This is a genomic window from Micromonospora costi, assembly GCF_003626655.1.
Lineage (GTDB): Bacteria > Actinomycetota > Actinomycetes > Mycobacteriales > Micromonosporaceae > Micromonospora > Micromonospora costi.
The window spans coordinates 513,104-532,928 of record NZ_RBAN01000003.1; the positions used below are offsets into that span (position 1 = coordinate 513,104).

Here is a 19,825-nt window from a genome sequence, read left to right on the forward strand (position 1 = left end):
GGCGGTGTGCCCCGACCGGGCGTACGACGTGCGTCAGAAGCCCGGGCCGTGCTGGTGGCCGTGGCCGTGCGAGTGGCCGTGCCCACCGGCGGCGGCCGGCTCCGGCTCGGCCGGCTTCTCCACCACGAGGCTCTCCGTGGTGAGCAGCAGGCCGGCGATGGAGGCGGCGTTGGAGACCGCGTTGCGGGTCACCTTCACCGGGTCCACGATGCCGGCCTTGGCCAGGTCGACGTACTCGCCGGTGGCGGCGTTGAGGCCGGTGCCCCACTCGGCGCCCGCGACCTTCTGGACCACCACGTAGCCGTCGTGGCCGGCGTTCTGGGCGATCCAGCGCAGCGGCTCGACGAGCGCCTTGCGCACGATCGAGACGCCGACCTTCTCGTCACCGGTGAAGCCGAGGTCGTCGGCGAGCGCCGGCAGGATCTGCGCCAGGGCGGCGCCCCCGCCGGGGATCGTGCCCTCCTCGACCGCGGCCTTGGTCGCGGCGATGGCGTCCTCGATGCGGTGCTTGCGCTCCTTCATCTCGACCTCGGTGGCCGCGCCCACCTTGATGACCGCGATGCCACCGGAGAGCTTCGCCAGCCGCTCGGCCAGCTTCTCCCGGTCCCACTCGGAGTCCGAGGCCTCGATCTCCTTGCGGATCTGGGCCACCCGGTCGGCGACGTCGGCCGACTGGCCGCCGCCGTCGACGATCGTGGTGGTGTCCTTGTCGACCACGACCCGGCGGGCCGAGCCCAGCACCTCCGGGCCGACCTGGTCGAGCTTGTAGCCCAGCTCGGGGGCGATCAGCTCGGCGCCGGTGAGGATGGCCATGTCCTGGAGCATCGCCTTGCGGCGGTCGCCGAAGCCGGGGGCCTTCACGGCGCAGACCTTGAGGGTCTTGCGCAGCGCGTTGACCACCAGGGTGGCGAGCGCCTGGCCCTCGACGTCCTCGGCGATGATCAGCAGCGGCTTGCTGTTCTGCAGGATCTTCTCCAGCAGCGGCAGCAGCTCCTCGATCGCCGAGATCTTCTGCGTGGTGATCAGGATGTACGGGTCCTCCAGGACCACCTCCTGCGCCTCCGCGTCGGTGACGAAGTTCGGCGAGATGAAGCCCTTGTCGAACTGGAGACCCTCGGTCACGTCCAGCTCGGTGGCGAGGGTGGAGCCCTCCTCGACGGTGATGACGCCGTCGCGGCCGACCTTCTCCATCGCCTCGGCGATCAGGTCGCCGATGGCCGCGTCCTGCGCGGAGACCGTCGCGACGTGCGCGATGGACTCCTTGCCGGCCACCTCGACGGCCCGGCCCAGCAGCGCCTCGGAGACCTTGGCGGCCGCCGCGTCGATGCCCCGCTTGAGGCCGGTCGGGTTGGCCCCGGCCGCCACGTTGCGCAGGCCCTCGCGGACCATGGCCTGGGCCAGCACGGTCGCGGTGGTGGTCCCGTCGCCGGCGACGTCGTTGGTCTTGGTCGCCACCTCCTTGACCAGCTGCGCGCCGAGGTTCTCGTACGGGTTGGTGAGCTCGATCTCCTTGGCGATGGTCACGCCATCGTTGGTGATCGTCGGCGCACCGAATTTCTTGTCCAGGACGACGTTGCGCCCGCGCGGGCCGAGGGTGACCTTCACCGCGTCCGCGAGGGCGTTGACACCGTGCTCCAGCAGGTGCCGCGCGTCGTCCGAGAAGCTCAGGATCTTCGCCATGAATGTCCCTTCAAGCGGCGGTGCCCCGGCCCGGCGAGCCGGACCGGGGCAACGACACTGATCGGTTGCTTACTTCTCGATGACCGCGAGGACGTCGCGGGCGGAGAGCACCAGGTACTCCTCGCCGGCGTACTTGACCTCGGTGCCGCCGTACTTCGAGTAGAGGACGGTGTCGCCGACCTTGACGTCGATCGGCACGCGGTTGCCCTTGTCGTCGATCCGGCCCGGGCCGACAGCGAGGACGGTGCCCTCCTGCGGCTTCTCCTTGGCGGTGTCGGGGATCACGATGCCGGAGGCGGTGGTGGTCTCGGCCTCGTTCGCCTGGACCACGATGCGGTCCTCGAGCGGCTTGATCGCAACCTTGGTCGCGGTAGTCACGGGCATACCCTCCTGGGGTACTGGTTTCTGTGCCGGCCGGCGGGGCCGGCCAGGTCAATCTGCCACATGCCACCGGGCGGGGCCGTCGTCGCGGGTGCCGGTCCGCCTGGCGTTCCAGCCACCGGGTCGGATGGCCCGGAAGCTGGCACCCTCGGGGTGAGAGTGCTAATCGCAGGTTATTCCGTGGCTAGCACTCCGTCAAGGAGAGTGCCAACCCGGCGGGCGGCGCGTCGCGGCCGGCCACCACAATGACCGGGTGGATCTCGACCAACTGGCCGCCCTGCGTACCCCCGAGGGAGCGGCCGCGCTCGACGCGGCGGCGCGGGTGGCCGACGGCGACCCGCTGGCCGCGGCCTCCGCCCTCCGCGCCGCCGGGGTGCCGGCCGGGCTCGCGGCCGCGGCGCTGACCCAGGCCGGGCTGCGCCGGCGCGCGGCGGCCAAGTTCGGGCCGGTGGCGGCCGGGATGTTCCTCACCCGTGCCGGCCTCGAACAGGCGACCCGCGGTGCGGTCGCCGCGCGGCGCGCCGAGCGGCTGCGCGCGGCCGGTGTGCGCACCCTGGCCGACCTGGGCTGCGGGCTCGGCGCCGACGCGCTCGCCGCCGCCCGTGCCGGCATCCGTGTGTACGGGGTGGAAGCCGACCCGCTGACCGCCGCGATGGCCGCCGCGAACGCGGAGGCGGCCGGGCTGGCCGACCTCTTCACCGTGGAGTGCGGCGACGCCACCGCGTTCGACGTGAGCCGGGTGGACGCCGTCTTCTGCGACCCGGCCCGCCGCGCCACGGGCACCGGTCGGCGGATCTTCGACCCGAGCGCCTACTCGCCGCCGTGGGACTTCGTGACGGCGCTCGCGGAGCGGGTGCCCCGCACGGTCGTGAAGGTGGCGCCGGGAATCGACCACGGGCTGATCCCCGCGGGCGCCGAGGCGGAGTGGGTCAGCGTGGCCGGCGACCTGGTCGAGGCGGCGCTCTGGTGCGGCCGGCTGGCCGAGGTCCCCCGCCGCGCCACGATCCTCCGGGACGACCCGGCGATTCCCGCCGTACGACTGGTCGGCAGCGGCGACCGGGAGGCAGCCGTCGGGCCGGTGCGCCGCTTCCTGCACGACCCCGACGCCGCGGTGGTCCGCGCGCACCTCGTCGCCGAACTCGCCGACGAACTGGACGCCACCCTGGCCGACCCCGCCATCGCCTACCTGTACACGGACGCCCCGCGGCGGAACCCGTTCACCCGCTGCCTGGAGATCACCGACGTGCTCCCGTTCTCGCTGAAGCGGCTGCGCGCGCTGCTGCGGGACCGGGGCGTGGGCCGCGTGGAGATCCTCAAGCGGGGCTCCGCGTTGACGCCGGAACAGCTCCGGCGGGACCTGCGCCTCTCCGGCGACGCGGCGACCAGCCTGGTGCTCACCCGGGTCGCCGGGCAGCCGACCGTGCTGCTCTGCCAACCGGTCCCCCGCACGACTGGCGACGAACCCGCCTGAGGCCGGTTGCCGGGCGGGCACGGGATCCGCCCGCCCGGCAACCCTCCATGGATCAGCGGTGGGAGCTGACCCGCTTGATGTTGACCACGCCGCCCTCGTCGAACACCTCGAGGATCTGGGTGGAGAAGCTGCGGGCGCCACGCCGGGTGAGGTTCACCCCGTCGTGGATCTTCACCCGGTCGGCGCCGTTGTGCTCGGCGAAGACGTCAACGGCCTCGCCGTTCCTGATGTCGGCACAGACCCGGACGGTCTGGGTGCCGTCGGCTTCGTCGTCCACGACGACGAGACCGCGGTCGATGGGAAGTTTCACCGCACGCCCCTTTCTGCTGTCGTTGGCGGTGCTGCTCGGGGGATTCGTTGCTGGGCCGGCCGACGATCAGCCGTACTGGCAGGACGCGGCCGAGGCCACGGTCGTGGTGCCCGACTTCTTCTCGCAGCACTGGCACCAGAGGTAGCCGCCGGACGTCGTGCACGACCAGGTGTAGTTGGTCGCCGACCGGCACGAGCTGAAGCTGATGAACTTGCTGCTCGGCGGGGGGTAGACGAGGTTGCAGCACTGGTAGTTCGCGGCCATGGCCGGGGTGGACCGGGCGAAGACCGCGCCCGAGGTGACCAGGCCGACGGCGCCCAGTTTGGCGAGGAACCCCCGCCTGGTCCCGCCTCCGCGGGACCGGGGAGCCTCGCGTTCGTCGTTGCTCATACCGCCTCCTTCGCTGCGTGCACCGCGGCACGGGTTGCCGCGACGTCGCTGAACAACAATGCGGAGACCAGCCGGCCGTCCTTGATGACCGCGGCGGACGGGCTGATCTTGACGCCGAACTCGGTGGAGACCCAGGTCGCGCCCTCGTCGACGAGGTACGGGAACCGGGCGATGCCGTGCCGGTGGATGAACTGCGCCGCGTCCGCGGCGTCGGCCGTCGTGACGACGACGCCGAGATCGTCGGTGTCGGGCTGGGCGGCGAGCTGCACGGCGACGTCCTCGCAGCTCGCACAGGTCGTACTGAGCACCAGGAGCAGGTGCGGGCCCCCGCTGCCGAACCTCGTGAAGGGCTCCGGCCAGGTACGCGGGCGGGCACCGAACCGCGCCCCCTCCAGGGGACGCACGCCCGTGCCGCCGGGCGTCGACTCCGGGGAGCCTTCCAGGCCACCGGTCCGCGCGTACAGCTCGCCGGCCATGGCGAACAGCAGGACGATCGCGCCGGCGACCAGCAGCATCACGAGGATGGTCAGGTAGTTCATCGGGTCCCTTCCTTCACACGGTCGATGCGGTGGCCGGCCGCGACGGGCGGTCGGGAGCCGGGGCGGGTGGGTGCAGGGGCGACGTGGACCGGGTGGGACCGCCGAACATCACGCGGGTCCACTCGCCCGCGTAGCAGAAGACGCCGCAGGTGGTGGTGATGCCGAGGCGGCCGGGCGCGCGGGCGGCGCCGACGTGCCGGGTCACCCGGCCCATGGAGTAGACGCTGTCCAGGTCCCGCCACAGCGAGATGCTCAACACCACCCGCTGCCGCCAGTCGACCAGCACCTTGATGCCCAGGTAGCCAACGGCCTGCCGCCGGACGTGCCGCTTCATGCGCACATGCATGATCAGGACGAGCAGCATCCTGGGCAGGTTGCCGCAGTTGAAGCGGGTCACCACCACCTGGCCCTTCGCCGGGTCCGGTTCGATGACCGGGGTCATGTCGCCACGACCGTCGCGACGAGGGACAGCGCCACCGCGAGCATCGTCGCGCCCGAGACGCGTCGTGCGCGGACCACCCATTTCCGACTCCTCTTCTCCGGCAGGTCGGCGTACCTGGTCAGGCTCCAGAGCGACACCAGCAGGCTGGCGACGAGGACGACGCAGAGCAGCACGAGCGGTGCCGAACCGGCGTCGACCAGCAGGACGGCGGCGAGCGCGAGCCAGATCAGCGACACCGTCTTCTGCGTGGTGAAGAGCAGGCCCAGGTCCATCCCCCACACCACGCCGAGCGTGCCGCCGGGCAGGGTGCGGACCAGCCGCTGCGGCACCTGCCGCCAGATGTGCGGGGTACGGTCGCGCAGGTCGGACACGCCGAGCCAGACGGCGACCGCCGCGAGCAGCACCAGCCGCAGCCACTCGGGCAGCGCCCGCTGGAGCAGTTCACCCGCGAGATACAGCGGGACCGCGAGGACGACGCCGGCGATCAGCCCGCCGACGGCGAGGCCGACCAGGAACCGGACGCCCTCGAACGCGTTCCGCCGCAACATGGGACCGGCGACCCCGGCCATGGACACGCCTCAAGGGCTGAGGGCCTGCAGCATGGCGCCGGTTATGCCGAGGACGACCCAGACGACCATGGACAGCTCCCTTCTGACGGCACGGGCGGGCGGATCGTGGCGTTGCGTGGACGGTTTCGGGCGCGCTCGACCGGTCGGTCGTTGGCGGACCGGTCGGGTGCGGGCCGGGGTCGGGTGTGGTCGGGTCGGGTGGTCGGGTGGTCGGGTGGTCGGGCTACACCCGCTGGCGCGTCGGCGAGACGGTCGACCGCAACGCGGTGAAGTCGGTGAACGCCAGCGCGGAGATCAGCACTCCGTCGCGGAAGACGAGGGCCGCGGGGCTGACCGAGATGCCGAACTGGCTGGACACCCAGGCACCGCTCTCGTCGACGTGGTGTGGCAGGCGGGTCAGGCCGTTGGCGGCCACGAACTCGGCGCCCACCGGCGCGTCGGCGGTGGAGACCACCACGGCGACGTCCGCCACGTCCGTCCGCTCGGCGAGCTGGCCGGCGACCGTACGGCAGCTGTTGCAGGCGGTGCTCAGCACCAGGACGATCCGCAGCGGCCCGTCGGCGAACGCGGCGAGCGCGGCGGGCCAGGCGTCCGGCGCCCGGCCCACCCGGGCCTCCTCCAGCAGCCGCACGCCGCTGCCCTGCGCCGGAGTCACACCGGAGCGCTCGGAGAGCTGGCCGAGCATCGCGAAGAGCACCACCACGGCCCCGGCGAGGACGAGCAGGGCGAACCCGAACACGTACGTCATGACGACACTCCTCAATGGTCGCTGGCCGGGGTGGGCCGGGGGCGGATCAGCTCGCGGACGATGTCCCGCCACGTCCAGGCGGCGAGGAGCACCGTCAGGCCGGCGGCGCCCACCGGGAGCAGATCGGGTCGGGTGAGGGCCGACGCGCCGCCCAGCACCGCGAGCGCGGCGGCCGCGAGCGCGAGGCCCACGACGACGGAGCGGAGGCCCAGGGGCGCGCTGTCCGCCCGGCCGAAGCAGCCGCAGGGGGTGGCCGTGCCGCGGGCCCGGCCGAGCGCACCGGCGGCGGCGAACGCCAGGCCCAGCGCGCCGGCGGCCACCGCCGCGGCCGGACGCGCCGCCGGGACGAGGAGACCCGCTCCCGCGGCCAGCTCCACGAGGGCCAGGACGCGGACCGCGGCGTGCGCGGTCGGCTCGTCGAGCCGGAACAGTTCCCGCACGGCCCGCCGGGTGTGCTCGGGTGCGGCGAACTTGCCGAGTCCGGCGGACACGTAGACGGCGGCCGTGGCACAGACGATCAGACCCAGGACGAGGCCGGCGCCGATCATGATCTTGTCGTCCGTTTCCGGACATGGGTCACCGGCACTGCCTCACCCCCGTGTCGGTCGGCGTCGCGGCAGGTGAACGCCGACAATTCATCGTCGTGTATCTCTCAGTGAGCGATCAGATTCTTACTGTGAACATCGATGACAGTCAAGCTCTCGGTGCCGGGGCGGCCACTCCTCGGGACGCCGGCACCACGCGACGGCCTCCGGCGGGCGCACCGTGACCGCAGGTCGGAGGTAGGTTGTGGACCGTGGCGGGACAGGGCACACCGGCGACGGCACTGCTGACCAAGCGGAAGATCGCGCACAGCGTCCATCCGTACGACGTCGACCCGGACGCGCCGAACTACGGCGCCTTGGCCGCGGCGGCCCTCGGCGTGCCGCCCGAGCGGGTCTTCAAGTCACTCGTCGCCGAGGTCGACGGGGCGCTCACCGTGGCGGTCGTACCGGTCACCGGCGAACTGGACCTGAAGGCCCTCGCGGCGGCCGTCGGCGGCAAACGGGCGGCGCTCGCCGACCGCGCGGTCGCCGAACGCACCACCGGGTACGTGCGCGGCGGGATCAGCCCGCTGGGTCAGCGCAAACGGCTCCCCACGGTGCTCGACGCATCCGCGCTGGACTTCCCCACGATCTACGTCTCGGCCGGTCGCCGTGGCCTCCAGCTCCAGCTCGCCCCGGCCGACCTCGTGAGCCTGACCCAGGCGCACGTCGCACCCGTCGCCGCGGGGCGCGCGTAGCCGGTCGGGGAGCCGGCCGTCGGGTCTTCCGCGCGGCGGATGCTCCACCGAGCGACGGAGCCCGCGGACGCGCCGCGCTGCGTACGCTGTCGGCGTGGACGTCGAGCTGCGCGCCTCCGACGACGACCGCCAGCGGGTGGTCGCCGAGCTGCAGGGGCACACCGCGGCGGGCCGGCTCACCCTCGACGAGTTCTCCGACCGGGTGGGCGCCGTCTGGAACGCCCGGACCCTCGGCGACCTCGCCGCGCTGACCCGTGACCTGCCCGCGCCGGCCGCTGCCGCCGGCCCGCCGTCCACGACCCACGGTCGCCGCGAGCTGCTCGTCGTCTTCGCGGCCGCCGCACTCACCCTGCTCGTGCTCGGCGTGTTCATGGCCGTGAGCCGCTGACACCCGGCCACCGCCGCTCCGCCGGCCGCGCCGGGCCGCCCAACGGGCCCGTGCCGTCTCCCGAGCGCGGTCGCCCGCTGTGGCGGCCCGCTTCCGTCACGCGCTGAACTGATCGGTCGGTCGGTCCGTACCAGTGGGCGGCGGGCGGCCGGCGGGTGGCCGCCCGGTCAGACCCTGTTGGTCCGCACCGAGGAGGCACCGCAGAGATGGCACCGCTCAGATCCGTCCGTCGCCGGTCGGGACACCGGGTTCACCGCGCGGCGGTGCTGCTCACCGCGATCGTGGCCGGGATCGCGGTGCTGCCCGGCGTCGCCGTGGCCGCCCCCACGGGCGGGCAACAGCTCAACGCCGCGGACATGACCCTGCTCAACGGGGTGCGGTTGGCCGGACTGTGGGAGATGCCGGCCGGTCAGATGGCGGCCGAGAAGGGCCAGTCGGCCAAGGTACGGGAGATCGGCGCGGGCATCGCCGGCGAGCACCAGGAACTGGACCAGCTCGTCGTGGACGCGGCCAACAAGCTGCGGGCCAGCATCCCGTCGGAGCCCACGGCCGAGCAGAAGGGCTGGCTCACGGAGATGCAGAACGCCTCCGGAGCCCGGTTCGACCAGATCTTCGTGACCCGGCTCCGGGTCGCCCACGGCAAGATCTTTCCGGTGATCGGGGCGGTGCGGGCCAGCACCCGGGACGCCACCGTACGGAAGCTCTGCGACGACGCCAACCGGTTCGTGCTGCACCACATGCAGATGCTGGAGAGCACCGGCCTGGTCCGCTGGCCCGAACTGCCGCCGGCCGCCCTCCCCGCACCGGGGAGCGACGGGCTGCTCGCCGCCGCCTCCGCGAACAGCGGTCCCGGCGTCGGGGTGAGCAGCACCGTGGTCTGGCTGGTCTTCCTCGCCGCGCTCGGCACCGGCGGCGTGGCCACCTACCGCCTCCTCCGCCGCACCTAGCCCGCTGCCCCGCCTGCCCCGCCTGCCCCGCAAGCGTTGATCATGAAGTTATTGCCACGACACGCCGAGCCAGCGGGCAATAACTTCATGATCACGCGCAAGGGGGGACAGGCGCGGGGACGCGCGGAGGGTCGGTCAGGGGGTTCCGTGCCAGGAGCGCCAGAGGGCGGCGTACGAACCGCCGGCGGCGACCAGCTCGTCGTGTGAGCCCAGCTCGGTGATCCGGCCGTCCTCGACGACCGCCACCCGGTCCGCGTCGTGGGCCGAGAAGAGCCGGTGCGCGATCGCGATCACCGTCCGCCCCTTGAGGACGGCGGCCAACGACCGTTCCAGCTCGCGGGCGGCCCGCGGGTCGATCAGCGAGGTGGCCTCGTCCAGGACGAGGGTGTGCGGGTCGGCCAGCACGAGCCGGGCCAGGGCCAGCTGCTGCGCCTGTGCCGGGGAGAGCGGGTGCCCGCCGGAGCCCACGACCGTGTCCAGCCCGTCCGGCAGCGCCTCCGCCCAGTCCAGCGCGGCCACCGCGGCGAGCGCCGCCCGCACGTCGGCCTCGGTGGCGGCCGGCCGGACCATCGCGACGTTCTCGCGGAGCGTACCGATGAAGACGTGGTGTTCCTGGGTGACCAGCGCGACGTGCGAACGCAGCTCGGCCAGCGGCAGCGTGTCCAGCCGGCGGCCCGCCACGGTGACCGAGCCGCTGCGCGGGGCGTGCACCCCGGCCAGCAGCCGGCCGAGCGTCGACTTGCCGGCGCCCGACGGCCCCACCATGGCGAGCTTCTCGCCCCGTTCCGGTTCCAGGGTCACGCCGTGCAGCACGTCCCGCCCCACCCGGTACGCGTACCGCACGTCCCGGACCACCACCCGCCGGTCCCCCTCGACGGCGCCGACGGCCGACCCGGAGAGGGCTGCCGACCCGGCGCCGGCGGCCGACCCGGAGGCGGCGGGCGACCCGGAGACGGCGGGCGAACCCGCGGCGGTAGCCGAACCCGCGGCGCCGGCCGCCGGCCCGGCCACGCCGAGCAGGCGCGCCATCGAGGCCCCGCCGACCTGCAACTCGTCCAGCCAGGACAGCAGCCGGTCCACCGGGTCGACGAGCTGCTGCACGTACAGCGTGGCGGCCGTGACCTGGCCGAGGGTCACCCACCCCTTCAGGTAGAACCAGCCGCCGATGACGAGGGTCGCCACCACCGGCACCACGTACCCGATCTCGGCCACCGGGAAGAAGACCGTCCGCAGGAAGAGCGTGTAGCGCTCGGCCGCGTACGACCGGCCGATGTCGGCGTCGGTGCGGGCCCGGCGGCGGGCCTGCTGGCGCAACGCCTCCGTGGTCCGCGACCCCTCGACCGTCTCGCTGATCCCGTCGGTGATGTCCGAGTAGGCGGCGTTCTCCCGCAGGTAGCCGGCGGGAGCGCGGCGCAGGTACCAGCGGGTGCCGGCCCAGAGCACCGGCACCGCGATCAGGCAGGGCAGCGCGAGCAGCGGGCCGACCAGGAGCAGCGCGCCGAGGATGAACGCCACGGTGACGACGGCGATCAGCGTCTCCGGCACGGCGAGACGCACCGTACGGGAGAGCGCGGAGACGTCGCGGGAGGTACGCGTGAGCAGGTCTCCGGTGCCCGCGCGTTCCACGGTGGCCAGCGGCAGCGCGAGCACCCGGTCGACGAACTCCTCGCGCAACTGGGCCAGCACCCGCTCGCCCAGCCGCGCGGACGCCAGGTGGGCGAAGCGGACCAGCACGGCCTGTACCACCACGAACCCCGCGATGAGCAGGGCGATCCGGTCCACCGTCACCCGGGACGTGCCCCGGGAGATGCCCTCGACGAGGTCGCCGAGCAGGCGCGGTGCCGCGAGACCGGCCGCGGCGGCCAGAGCGTGCAGGCCCAGCGCCACGGTGAGGGCGCGCGGATGCCGCCGGATCAGCGTGCGTGCGTAGCGGCGTACCTGTGCCGCGTCCGCGACGGGCAGCATCGTGGCCATCAGTCCTCCCCCCGGCTGACTGTGGCCCGGTAGCGCGGCTCGCCGTCGTACAGGTCGGCGTGGCCGCCCTCCGCGACCACCTTGCCGTCCTCCACGAAGATCACGTGGTCGGCGTGCCCGAGCAGCAGCGGGCTCGTGGTGCACACCAGGGTGGTTCGGCCGGCCCGGGCGGCGGCGAGCCCGCCCGCGATCCGGGCCTCGGTGTGCGCGTCGACGGCGCTGGTCGGCTCGACCAGCAGCAGCGTCTCCGGGTCGGCGACGAGCGCCCGGGCCAGTCGCAGCCGCTGCTGCTGCCCGCCGGAGAACTCCCGGCCCCGCTCGGCCACCCGGCTGTCCAGCCCATCGGGCAGCGCCTCGACGATGTCCGTGGCGCTCGCTGCCCGCAGCGCGGCGTCGAGCGCCGCCGGGTCGGCCGAATCATGCGGGTCCAGCTCCGCGCGCAGCGGGCCGGTGAACAGGTGCGCGTCGTTGTCGGCCACGAGGATCCGCTCGCGCACCGTGGCCAGCGCCAGGTCCCGCAGCGGTACGCCGTGCAGCGTGGCGTCCGAGTCGGTGTACCGGCCGAGCCGGTCCACGATGGCCGCCGCGTCCTCGGGCGCGGTGGCGGCGAGCGCCGTGAACCGGCCCGCCGGGACCCGTACCCCGGACTCGACGTCGACCAGCTCGCCCGGGCCGGCCGGCAGGGTCGCCGGCCGGGCCGGGTCGACCAGGTCCGGGGTGAGCCGGAGCAGCCGGACCACCCGCCGGGCCGCCACGTGCCCGCGGGTCAGCTTGTCCACAGCCTCGGTGAGCTGACGCAGCGGGCTCACGAGGAAGGCCGTGTAGCCGTAGAAGGCCACGAGCTGGCCGGGGCTGATCCGGCCGTCCAGCGCGAACCGGGCCGCGAGCCACGTGACGAGCACCAGGAACGCGCCGGGCAGCAGCACCTGCGCCGCCTCCAGCATCGACTGGACGCGGGCCACCCGGACGCCGTGCGCGCGCAGCGCCTGCGACTCGGCGCGGTAGCGGGCGGAGAGCACCGGCTCGCCGCCGATGCCGCGGAGCACACGCAGCCCGGACACGATGTCGCCGGCCCGGCCGGTGAGGGCCCCCTCGGCGTCCCGGTACGCGTGCTGCTGCCGGTGCAGCGGCCGGATGAGCAGCGCCACCACGGCCATCAACACCGGCACGCCGAGCACCACGACGAGGCCCAGCGGCATCGAGGCGTCCAGCAGGATCGCCGCCACGGTCACGATGGCGACCACGGCGCCGGTGCCCCGGGCGGTGATGTCGACGGCGTGGCCGATCTGGTCGATGTCGGAGGTGCCGATGCTGACCACCTCGCCGGTCGCCACCCTCCGGGGCAGGGCCGCGCCGAGCCGGTTCGCGGTGTCGACGGTGAGCTGCACGGTCCGGTACGCGGCGGCCAGCCAGTTCCGTACCGCGCACTGGTGCCGCAGGATGCCGGCGACCGCCTGGAGCACGCCGAGCCCGAACAGGACCAGCCCCCACGTGAGCAGCGCGTCCTCGTCGCGGTGGCTGAGCCCGTCCACGGCGCGGCCCACGGCGGCCGGCATGAGCGCCTGGGCGACCATCCAGGTGACGCCGAGCAGGATGCCGGCGGTGAACAGCAGCTTCTGCCGGCCCGCCAGCCAGATCAGGTAGCGGGTCGCCGACCGGTCGTCGGGTACGCCGGGGTCACCGGCCGGTAAGGAGCGCATGGCCCCTCGACGCTAGGCGGCCGGCCGTGACCCGCGCGAACCAATTACCGCCCGGTGAGCGAGGGTTCCGTCACACCGGATCAGCGGTCGACCTGGGTGAAGTCCCAGGCGTGCGGCGGGCGGGCGACCAGCATGGCGGGCGGGTCGGGCAGCGGCCGCGGGTCGCTGCGCCACTTGGAGATGACCACCACCCGGTGGTCGGTGGACGAGTAGACCTCGCTGGACAGGTGCCGCGGGTCGTGCTCGAACTCGGGCAGCGCGGTGTCGCAGACCCAGGTGATGAGGTCGGCGAGGCCGTACGACTCCGCGCGCGCCTCCCACATCCGGACGATCACGCCGTTCCCCTCAGACGCTCACGACGGTCAACGGCATGGCCGAGTCGGCGGGCAGGTCCAGCCGGCTGGGGGCGACCCCGGAGGCGACCAGGTGCGAGCCGAGCGCGGCGACCATCGCGCCGTTGTCGGTGCAGAGCCGCGGGCGCGGCACCCGGACCCGGATGCCGTGCTTCTCGGCCCGCTGCTCGGCCATCGCGCGCAGCCGCGAGTTCGCCGCCACTCCCCCGCCGATCACCAGCGTCTCGATGCCGTGCGCGCGGCACGCGTCCAGCGCCTTGGCGGTGAGCACGTCACAGACCGCCTCCTGGAACGAGGCGGCCACGTCGGCCACGGGTACCGGCTCCCCGGCCCGCTGCCGGGCCTCGACCCAGCGCGCCACCGCCGTCTTGAGGCCGGAGAACGAGAAGTCGTACCGGTGGGCAGCCAGGTCCTTCGCGGCGGTGAGCCCGCGGGGGAAACCGATGGCCCCGGCGTCGCCCGCCCGGGCCTCCCGGTCGATGGGCGGGCCACCGGGGAACGGCAGCCCGAGCAGGCGGGCCACCTTGTCGAACGCCTCACCGGCCGCGTCGTCGATGGTGGCGCCGAGCGGCGTGACGCCGCGGGCCAGGTCGTCCACGAGCAGGAGCGAGGAGTGCCCGCCGGAGACCAGCAACGCGACCGCCGGCTCGGGCAGCGGACCGTGTTCCAGGGTGTCGACGGCGACGTGCGCCGCGAGGTGGTTCACCCCGTAGACCGGCTTCTCGGCGGCGAGCGCGTACCCCTTGGCGGCGGCCACGCCGACCAGCAGCGCGCCGGCCAGCCCGGGGCCGGAGGTGACCGCGATCGCGTCGATGTCGGCGATCGTGACGCCGGCCTCCTTCAGCGCCCGGTCCATGGTGGGCACGATCGCCTCCAGGTGGGCCCGGCTCGCCACCTCGGGCACCACGCCGCCGAACCGCGCGTGTTCCTCCACGCTGGAGGCGAGCGCGTCGGCGAGCAGGGTGTGCCCGCGCACGATGCCGACCCCCGTCTCGTCGCAGGAGGTCTCGATGCCGAGGATGAGCGGTTCGTCAGCCATGGGTCAGTCCTCGTTCCGCTGCATGACCAGCGCGTCCGTGTTGCTCGGTTGGTAGTAGCCGCGCCGGATGCCGACCGGCTCGAAGCCGTACATCGCGTAGAGCCGCTGGGCCGGGGCGTTGTCGGCCGCCACCTCCAGCAGGGTGCGGCGGGCACCGAGGCGGACCGCCTCGGCGAGCAGGTCCTCCAGCAGCAGCCGGCCGATGCCCCGGCGCTGGGCGTCGCGCCGCACCGCGATGTTCTGCACCCACGCCTCGTCGGGCGGCGCGACGGTGAGGCCCGCGTAGCCGACCACGGCGCCGTCGTCGTCCGTGGCGATGCGGTAGTAGTGCCCGTTGGCCAGCTCGTTCCAGAACATCGCCGGCGACCACTGCTCAGCGCCGAACAGGTCCGCCTCCAGCGGCAGTACCTCGTCGATGTGCCACCACCGGAACCGGCCGAGCCGGACACCGCTCACGGCGTCACCGCGGGGGGCAGGACCGGCTTGCGGCCGATCGACGCCACGGCGTCCGGGCGCCGCAGGTAGAGCGGGGTGAGCCGCTCGCCGGGCGCGCCGGCCCGGATCCGCTCGCCGGCCAGGCGGGCCAGCGCCACCGGGTCCGGGTAGCGCGGCTCGGCACGGACCGGAAGCCCGAGCACGTCGGCGTACCGGTGGGCGCCGTCGCCCACCGCGACGGTCACCGCGAGGTCGCGCGCGCGGGCGGCGGCCGCGTCGGGAGCGTCGACCTCCGGCCCGGCGATCCGCTGGCCGGCGCCGTCGTAGACGGCCCAGTAGATCTCCTTGCGCCGCGCGTCGCTCGCCGCGAGGACCGGCTCGCCGGCGGCCGCCGGGTAACCGATGCCGTCCAGCGAGCAGACGCCGTACGTCGGAACGCCCAGCACCTGGCCCATGGTGGCGGCGGTGACGAGGCCCACCCGCAGCCCGGTGAAGGGGCCGGGGCCGAGGCCGGCCACGATCGCGGCGAGGTCGGCCGGGCGGGCGTCCGCGTCGGCGAGCACCGCGTCGACCTCCGGCGCGAGCAGTTCGCCGTGCGCCCGGGCATCGACCGTGCACCGGTGCGCCCGGAGCGCGACGCTGTCCGCCGAGACCTCGACCAGCGCCGCGGTCACCGCGGGGGTCGAGCTGTCCACCAGGAGTACGAGCACGGTATGCCAGCCTAGCCGCCCCCGCCGTCACGCCACGTGACGCCCCGCCCCCCGCCCGCGCGGAGCACCCGCCGTCGCGCCGTGCACGGCCCCCCGGCCGCCGTCGACCTCGCACCCGAGCCGGCTCCGGTCGTCGAGCCCCACCACCATCGCCTGGTCCGCGACTCCGGCCGGCTGCTGGACGTCGACTGCCTGGACCTCACGCCCGACGCCACCCCGGCCGCCGGCGCCCACGAACCGGAGAGTCGTGAACATGCCTCTGCGGTACCGCCCTCGGGTGCCATCGCCGAGATGCCGGGGTGTCCCGCCTCGTGACGATCCTCGGTCGCACCCTCCGCCAGCAGCGCGAGTCGCGCGAGCTCACCCAGCGCGAGCTGGCCGACCTCGCCGGGGTCAGCCAGACCGCGGTGGCCCGGATCGAGCGCGGTGACCGGTCGCCCGGCGTGCCGCTGCTGGAGCGGCTGCTCGCCGCCATCGACGTGCAGCTCGCGGTGGCCGTCGAGCCGCTCGACGCGCACCTCGACGCCGCGATGACCGATCTGGCCGCCCGGCCGGTCGCCGACCGGATCGACGCGCTGAACCTCGACCGGCTGCTCGACCGGCTCGGCGACCTGCCGTACGTGGTCACCGGGGCCACGGCGGCCGTCCTCCCGGGCGCGCCGGTTCCGGTGGAGGCCACCGAGGTGGCCGTCCGGTGGCGCGACTCGGCCCGGTTCACGCGCTGGCTGGAGGCCGCGTACGGGCGGCGGTGGAACGCCCGCTGGAGCGAGTTCGGCGGGCTGCACGTCGACCCGGCGGAGCCGGGCGAGCATCGCTGGCGCACGCGGTACGGCGAGATCCGCGCGACCATGTGCGACGAGCTGCCCGACGCCGTCGAGGTGCGGCACGGCGAGCGCGGCTACCGGGTGGTGCCGGTGGTCGAGCTGGAGGTGACCGATCCCCGCGCGGCCGCGCTGCTGCGCCGCTGGCGGGAGCGACGGTGAGCGGTCAGCCGGCCGTGCGCTCCCAGTCGATCGTGGGCAGCCCGGCGTCGGCGAGGGCCTTGTTGGCCGCGCTGAACGGGCGGCTGCCGAGGAAGCCGCGCGGGTTCATCGGGCTGGGATGGCCCGCCTCCAGCACCACGTGCTGGGGGTTGGTCACGAGGGCCGCCTTCTTGCGGGCGTAGCCGCCCCAGAGCAGGAAGACCACCCGGTCGGGAAGCGCGTCGAGGGCCCGGATCGTGGCGTCGGTGAACTCCTCCCAGCCCCGGTTGGCGTGCGAGCCGGGGGTCGCCTGCCGGACGGTGAGCACCGAGTTGAGCAGCAGCACCCCCTGCGCCGCCCAGCCGGCGAGGTTGCCGCCGCGCGGCTTCGGCACGCCGAGGTCGTCGCCGAGTTCCTTGAAGACGTTGCGCAGCGACGGCGGGACGGCCACTCCCTCGCGGACGCTGAAGCTGAGCCCGTGCGCCTGCCCGGCCCGGTGGTACGGGTCCTGCCCGAGGATCAGCACCCGGCACGCCTGGGGCGGGCAGAGCCGGTAGGCAGAGAACAGGTCGGGCAGCGGCGGGAAGACCGTCTGGCTGGCGTACTCGCCAGCCACGAAGTCGGCCAGCGCCGCGGTGCGCGCCGGGTCGAGGTGCGGGGTGAGCACGGCACGCCATTCCTCCGGCAGCAGCGCCAGCAGGTCGAGGGCGGGGACGTCAGCCATCGGCAACCTTTCGTCGATCGGCCCCCTTCCTACCAGCAACCACCGACACCGCCGCGGAGGCCGTCCGCGGGCTCAGCCGAGGGTGGTGAGGCGCTGGGCCCAGTCGCCGCCCACCGGGTCGAGCTCGACGATCCGGGTGTCGTCGTCCCGGCGGTCGAGGCGGACCCTCAGGTGCGCGTCGGTCAACTGCTCGACCATGCCCTCGCCCCACTCGACCACGGTGACCGACTCGTCGACCGAGGCGTCCAGGTCCAGGTCGTCGATCTCGGCCCGGGGATCGGCGGCGTCGCCCAGCCGGTACGCGTCGGCGTGCACGAGCGGGACGCGTCCGCCCCGGGCCGGGTCCGGCCGGTGCACCCGCGCGATCACGAAGGTCGGCGAGGTGACCTCGCCGAGCACGCCGAGCCCGGCGCCGATGCCCTGGGTGAGGGCGGTCTTGCCGGCGCCCAGCGGGCCTGTCAACAGCACCAGGTCGCCGGCCCGCAGCAGCTCGGCCAGCCGCCGGCCGAACTCCTGCGTGTCGCTGACGGTCGGCAGCTTCACGACCAGACTCACAGCTCCTCCAGGAACCTCACCAGCGCGGCGTTGACCTCGTCCGCGTGTTCCAGCATGACCACGTGCCCGCTGTCGGAGATCTTGACGAACTCCGCGTGCGGCAGCCGGCGGACGATCTCCTCGGAGTGTGTCACCGGAGTGATCATGTCCTTGTCGCCGACCACGACCAGCACCGGCGTGTCGGCCAGCGCGGCCAACGCCGGGAACCGGGAGTGCGTGGCCAGCGTACGCAGGTACCGGGTCACGGTGTCCGCCGAGGTCCGCGAGTTCATCGTCTCCACGTACGACACCAGGGCCGGGCTGGGCCTGCCGCCGCCGAAGCCGTAGCGGCGGGTGAGCAGCCAGGCGACGTTCGAGGTCGACTTGCGGGCCCTGTCGATGACCGTGCCGCCGTATCGGGTGGCGTTGCTCATCACCTGGAGCACGGGCCCGCCGACCCGGCCGAGCAGCGCCGGCGCCACCAGCTTCGTCTCGGCGAGCAGGCCGCCCGAGGTGGCCATCAGCACGGTGCCCACGACGCGGTCGCCGAACAGCTCCGGGAACAGCTCGGCGAACGCCATGATGGTCATCCCGCCCATCGAGTGGCCGACCAGCACGAGCGGCCCCTCCGGGACGGTCCGGTCGATGACCCGGCGCAGGGTGCGCCCGAGCACGGTGAGGTCGTACTCGCCGGTCTCCAGCCGGCCCGACCGGCCGTGCCCGGGCTGGTCGTACGCCACGACCCGGTGCTCGCCGCGCTCGCTGAGCAGCTTGCGCTGGAAGTAGAACGTGCCCATGTCCAGGCAGAAGCCGTGGACCAGCACCACCGTGGGGTTGCCGGGCACCGGGCGGGTCGGCTCGACCACCTCGACGTGGATGTCGGTGCCGTCCGGCAGCTCCAGCCGGAACGCCTCGTCGTACGGCTGCTGGCCGAACGGCTCGTGCGCGTACCGGTCGGCGGGGTCGGCCTTCAGGCGGCGGACCAGGGCGCGCTCGGTGGCGACACCGGCCGCGAGCCCGGCGGCGGCCACACCCACGGCGGCGCCGACCACCCCGGCGACCCGGCCGGTCGCGGTCCGCGGCCGGGGGATGCGGTACGGACTCACGGGCGCTCGCCGTCGTAGATCCGCTGGACCCGGCTGCCGCCGAACCGGGTGACGATCTCGTAGTTGATCGTGCCGACCGCGTCGGCCCAGTCGTCGGCGGTCGGCTCGCCGTCGGCGCCGCTGCCGAAGAGGGTCGCCACGTCACCGGCGGCCACGGCGTCGTCGCCGCAGTCGAGCACGAACTGGTCCATGCAGACGCGTCCGGAGATCACCCGCCGCACGCCGCCGAGCTGCACCGGGCCGCTGTTCGAGGCGTGCCGGGGCACCCCGTCGGCGTAGCCCAGCGGCACCACGGCGAGGTTGGTCTCCCGATCGGTCGTGTACGTGTGCCCGTACGAGACACCGGTCCCCGCCGGCACCCGCTTCGTGAGCATCACCCGGGCCCGGGCGGTCATGGCGGGCCGCAACCCGAACGTCTCGCCGGCGACCGGGGACAGGCCGTAGACGGCGATCCCGGGCCGGACCAGGTCGAAGTGGGTGTCGGGCCGGGTCAGGGTGGCCGCCGAGTTCGCGAGGTGCCGGTAGCGCGGGCGCAGGCCGGCCCGCTCGACCATGGCCAGCCCCTCGTGGAAGACGGCCAGCTGGCGGTCCGTCGTGGGGTGGCCCGGCATGTCGGCGTACACGAAGTGGCTCCACACCCCGACGACCTCGACCAGGCCGTCGGCCTGCGCCTTGGCGGCGGCGTCGAGCAGGGCCGGCCAGTCCGCGACGGTGGCCCCGCCCCGGGACAGCCCAGTGTCGATCTTGAGGTGCAGCCGGGCCGGCCGGTCCGCCCGGCGGCTCGCCTCGACCATCTCGTCCAGCTGCGGCAGGCTGGCGGCGGCCAGGTCGACCCCGGCCGTGATCCCCTCGTGCAGGGGCAGCCCGGGAGCGAGCAGCCACGCCAGCACGGGAGCGGTGATGCCGCCCCGGCGCAACGTGAGCGCCTCGTCGAGCGTGCAGACGCCGAGCCACGTCGCCCCGCCGTCGAGCGACGCGCGGGCGGCCGGGAGTATGCCGTGCCCGTAGCCATCGGCCTTCACCACCGCCATCACGTCCGCGGCGGTGCCGGACCGGAGCCGGCTCACGTTGTCACGGATGGCGTCAAGATCGACGCGTACCTCGGCCTGCCACATGCGCCCAGCGTACTTTCCACCGTGAT

General features: G+C 74.1%; 25 protein-coding genes. 5 read left to right on the forward strand and 20 right to left on the reverse strand.

Features of this window, described 5'->3' with window-relative positions; genetic code table 11:
- Positions 1-33: 33 nt before the first annotated feature.
- Positions 34-1,680 carry a chaperonin GroEL gene (gene groL / locus D7193_RS18895; protein ID WP_120780838.1) on the reverse strand — a complete coding sequence of 549 codons (1,647 nt, stop codon included), beginning with the start codon at positions 1,678-1,680 and terminating at the stop codon, positions 34-36.
- 69 nt (positions 1,681-1,749) lie between these two features.
- Positions 1,750-2,064, reverse strand: coding sequence for a co-chaperone GroES (groES, locus tag D7193_RS18900; RefSeq protein ID WP_018222648.1), 315 nt, complete (start codon positions 2,062-2,064; stop codon positions 1,750-1,752).
- 250 nt (positions 2,065-2,314) lie between these two features.
- Here groES and D7193_RS18905 point away from each other — a divergent pair, with 250 nt between their 5' ends.
- Entirely contained in the window at positions 2,315-3,532 is a 1,218-nt protein-coding gene (locus D7193_RS18905) for a THUMP-like domain-containing protein (RefSeq protein ID WP_120780839.1), read from the forward strand.
- 52 nt (positions 3,533-3,584) lie between these two features.
- Here D7193_RS18905 and D7193_RS18910 read toward each other — a convergent pair whose 3' ends face one another.
- The 7 genes from D7193_RS18910 to D7193_RS18940 form a co-directional block, all read right to left on the reverse strand.
- Positions 3,585-3,842, reverse strand: coding sequence for a hypothetical protein (locus D7193_RS18910; RefSeq protein WP_120780840.1), 258 nt, complete (start codon positions 3,840-3,842; stop codon positions 3,585-3,587).
- A gap of 66 nt (positions 3,843-3,908) precedes the next feature.
- Positions 3,909-4,232, reverse strand: a complete 324-nt coding sequence (locus D7193_RS18915) for a hypothetical protein (protein ID WP_120780841.1) — start codon at positions 4,230-4,232, stop codon at positions 3,909-3,911.
- Complete coding sequence (locus D7193_RS18920) at positions 4,229-4,771, reverse strand: thioredoxin domain-containing protein (protein WP_120780842.1); 543 nt, start codon at positions 4,769-4,771, stop codon at positions 4,229-4,231. The genes D7193_RS18915 and D7193_RS18920 overlap by 4 nt, the downstream gene beginning before the upstream one ends.
- A gap of 13 nt (positions 4,772-4,784) precedes the next feature.
- Positions 4,785-5,213 carry a hypothetical protein gene (locus D7193_RS18925; RefSeq protein WP_120780843.1) on the reverse strand — a complete coding sequence of 143 codons (429 nt, stop codon included), beginning with the start codon at positions 5,211-5,213 and terminating at the stop codon, positions 4,785-4,787.
- Positions 5,210-5,782 (reverse strand): hypothetical protein, encoded by a 573-nt coding sequence (locus D7193_RS18930; protein WP_120780844.1) that lies wholly within the window; start codon positions 5,780-5,782, stop codon positions 5,210-5,212. Before D7193_RS18930 ends, D7193_RS18925 begins: the two co-directional genes overlap by 4 nt.
- 223 nt (positions 5,783-6,005) lie before the next feature.
- Positions 6,006-6,530, reverse strand: coding sequence for a hypothetical protein (locus D7193_RS18935; protein ID WP_120780845.1), 525 nt, complete (start codon positions 6,528-6,530; stop codon positions 6,006-6,008).
- 11 nt (positions 6,531-6,541) lie between these two features.
- A complete protein-coding gene (locus tag D7193_RS18940; protein WP_120780846.1) occupies positions 6,542-7,078 on the reverse strand; it encodes a MauE/DoxX family redox-associated membrane protein in 537 nt (178 codons plus the stop codon).
- Positions 7,079-7,326: 248 nt separating this feature from the next.
- On the opposite strand from D7193_RS18940, the gene ybaK reads away from it, so the two are divergent.
- The 3 genes from ybaK (at position 7,327) to D7193_RS18955 (ending at position 9,147) form a co-directional block, all read left to right on the forward strand.
- Entirely contained in the window at positions 7,327-7,812 is a 486-nt protein-coding gene (gene ybaK, locus D7193_RS18945; RefSeq protein ID WP_120780847.1) for a Cys-tRNA(Pro) deacylase, read from the forward strand.
- A gap of 94 nt (positions 7,813-7,906) precedes the next feature.
- A complete protein-coding gene (locus D7193_RS18950) occupies positions 7,907-8,200 on the forward strand; it encodes a DUF1707 SHOCT-like domain-containing protein (RefSeq protein ID WP_120780848.1) in 294 nt (97 codons plus the stop codon).
- 206 nt (positions 8,201-8,406) lie between these two features.
- Positions 8,407-9,147, forward strand: a complete 741-nt coding sequence (locus tag D7193_RS18955; protein WP_120780849.1) for a DUF4142 domain-containing protein — start codon at positions 8,407-8,409, stop codon at positions 9,145-9,147.
- Positions 9,148-9,282: 135 nt separating this feature from the next.
- Here the strand turns inward: D7193_RS18955 and D7193_RS18960 are convergent, their stop codons facing one another.
- From D7193_RS18960 to D7193_RS18990, 7 genes are all read right to left on the reverse strand, one after another.
- Positions 9,283-11,121 (reverse strand): ABC transporter ATP-binding protein, encoded by a 1,839-nt coding sequence (locus D7193_RS18960; RefSeq protein WP_120780850.1) that lies wholly within the window; start codon positions 11,119-11,121, stop codon positions 9,283-9,285.
- Positions 11,121-12,821: an ABC transporter transmembrane domain-containing protein gene (locus D7193_RS18965; protein WP_120780851.1), complete on the reverse strand. Its 1,701-nt coding sequence runs from the start codon at positions 12,819-12,821 to the stop codon at positions 11,121-11,123. Before D7193_RS18965 ends, D7193_RS18960 begins: the two co-directional genes overlap by 1 nt.
- Before the next feature lie 80 nt (positions 12,822-12,901).
- Positions 12,902-13,156 carry a hypothetical protein gene (locus tag D7193_RS18970; RefSeq protein WP_120780852.1) on the reverse strand — a complete coding sequence of 85 codons (255 nt, stop codon included), beginning with the start codon at positions 13,154-13,156 and terminating at the stop codon, positions 12,902-12,904.
- Positions 13,157-13,166: 10 nt separating this feature from the next.
- Positions 13,167-14,213, reverse strand: coding sequence for a tRNA (adenosine(37)-N6)-threonylcarbamoyltransferase complex transferase subunit TsaD (tsaD, locus tag D7193_RS18975; protein WP_120780853.1), 1,047 nt, complete (start codon positions 14,211-14,213; stop codon positions 13,167-13,169).
- A gap of 3 nt (positions 14,214-14,216) precedes the next feature.
- Positions 14,217-14,669 (reverse strand): ribosomal protein S18-alanine N-acetyltransferase, encoded by a 453-nt coding sequence (gene rimI, locus D7193_RS18980; protein WP_120780854.1) that lies wholly within the window; start codon positions 14,667-14,669, stop codon positions 14,217-14,219.
- Positions 14,666-15,358 carry a tRNA (adenosine(37)-N6)-threonylcarbamoyltransferase complex dimerization subunit type 1 TsaB gene (gene tsaB, locus D7193_RS18985; RefSeq protein WP_120780855.1) on the reverse strand — a complete coding sequence of 231 codons (693 nt, stop codon included), beginning with the start codon at positions 15,356-15,358 and terminating at the stop codon, positions 14,666-14,668. The genes rimI and tsaB overlap by 4 nt, the downstream gene beginning before the upstream one ends.
- Positions 15,359-15,385: 27 nt before the next feature.
- Complete coding sequence (locus D7193_RS18990; protein ID WP_120780856.1) at positions 15,386-15,613, reverse strand: hypothetical protein; 228 nt, start codon at positions 15,611-15,613, stop codon at positions 15,386-15,388.
- A 56-nt stretch (positions 15,614-15,669) separates the two neighbouring features.
- Here D7193_RS18990 and D7193_RS18995 point away from each other — a divergent pair, with 56 nt between their 5' ends.
- Entirely contained in the window at positions 15,670-16,341 is a 672-nt protein-coding gene (locus D7193_RS18995) for a helix-turn-helix domain-containing protein (protein WP_241563196.1), read from the forward strand.
- Between the two features lie 4 nt (positions 16,342-16,345).
- On the opposite strand, the gene ung is transcribed toward D7193_RS18995, so the two are convergent.
- From ung to alr, 4 genes are all read right to left on the reverse strand, one after another.
- Entirely contained in the window at positions 16,346-17,044 is a 699-nt protein-coding gene (ung, locus tag D7193_RS19000; RefSeq protein WP_174242665.1) for a uracil-DNA glycosylase, read from the reverse strand.
- 72 nt (positions 17,045-17,116) lie between these two features.
- Positions 17,117-17,599 carry a tRNA (adenosine(37)-N6)-threonylcarbamoyltransferase complex ATPase subunit type 1 TsaE gene (gene tsaE, locus D7193_RS19005; RefSeq protein ID WP_120780859.1) on the reverse strand — a complete coding sequence of 161 codons (483 nt, stop codon included), beginning with the start codon at positions 17,597-17,599 and terminating at the stop codon, positions 17,117-17,119.
- Complete coding sequence (locus D7193_RS19010; protein ID WP_120780860.1) at positions 17,596-18,684, reverse strand: alpha/beta fold hydrolase; 1,089 nt, start codon at positions 18,682-18,684, stop codon at positions 17,596-17,598. Before D7193_RS19010 ends, tsaE begins: the two co-directional genes overlap by 4 nt.
- Positions 18,681-19,799: an alanine racemase gene (alr, locus tag D7193_RS19015; protein ID WP_120780861.1), complete on the reverse strand. Its 1,119-nt coding sequence runs from the start codon at positions 19,797-19,799 to the stop codon at positions 18,681-18,683. Before alr ends, D7193_RS19010 begins: the two co-directional genes overlap by 4 nt.
- Positions 19,800-19,825: the final 26 nt, after the last annotated feature.

Coding starts and splice junctions, on each gene's coding strand:
- groL (WP_120780838.1), bottom strand. CDS start 1,680: ATGGCGAAGATCCTGAGCTTCTCGGACGACGCGCGGCACCTGCTGGAG.
- groES (WP_018222648.1), bottom strand. CDS start 2,064: ATGCCCGTGACTACCGCGACCAAGGTTGCGATCAAGCCGCTCGAGGAC.
- D7193_RS18915 (WP_120780841.1), bottom strand. CDS start 4,232: ATGAGCAACGACGAACGCGAGGCTCCCCGGTCCCGCGGAGGCGGGACC.
- D7193_RS18920 (WP_120780842.1), bottom strand. CDS start 4,771: ATGAACTACCTGACCATCCTCGTGATGCTGCTGGTCGCCGGCGCGATC.
- D7193_RS18925 (WP_120780843.1), bottom strand. CDS start 5,213: ATGACCCCGGTCATCGAACCGGACCCGGCGAAGGGCCAGGTGGTGGTG.
- D7193_RS18930 (WP_120780844.1), bottom strand. CDS start 5,782: ATGGCCGGGGTCGCCGGTCCCATGTTGCGGCGGAACGCGTTCGAGGGC.
- D7193_RS18935 (WP_120780845.1), bottom strand. CDS start 6,530: ATGACGTACGTGTTCGGGTTCGCCCTGCTCGTCCTCGCCGGGGCCGTG.
- D7193_RS18940 (WP_120780846.1), bottom strand. CDS start 7,078: ATGATCGGCGCCGGCCTCGTCCTGGGTCTGATCGTCTGTGCCACGGCC.
- D7193_RS18955 (WP_120780849.1), top strand. CDS start 8,407: ATGGCACCGCTCAGATCCGTCCGTCGCCGGTCGGGACACCGGGTTCAC.
- D7193_RS18960 (WP_120780850.1), bottom strand. CDS start 11,121: ATGGCCACGATGCTGCCCGTCGCGGACGCGGCACAGGTACGCCGCTAC.
- D7193_RS18965 (WP_120780851.1), bottom strand. CDS start 12,821: ATGCGCTCCTTACCGGCCGGTGACCCCGGCGTACCCGACGACCGGTCG.
- tsaD (WP_120780853.1), bottom strand. CDS start 14,213: ATGGCTGACGAACCGCTCATCCTCGGCATCGAGACCTCCTGCGACGAG.
- D7193_RS18990 (WP_120780856.1), bottom strand. CDS start 15,613: ATGTTCACGACTCTCCGGTTCGTGGGCGCCGGCGGCCGGGGTGGCGTC.
- ung (WP_174242665.1), bottom strand. CDS start 17,044: ATGGCTGACGTCCCCGCCCTCGACCTGCTGGCGCTGCTGCCGGAGGAA.
- alr (WP_120780861.1), bottom strand. CDS start 19,799: ATGTGGCAGGCCGAGGTACGCGTCGATCTTGACGCCATCCGTGACAAC.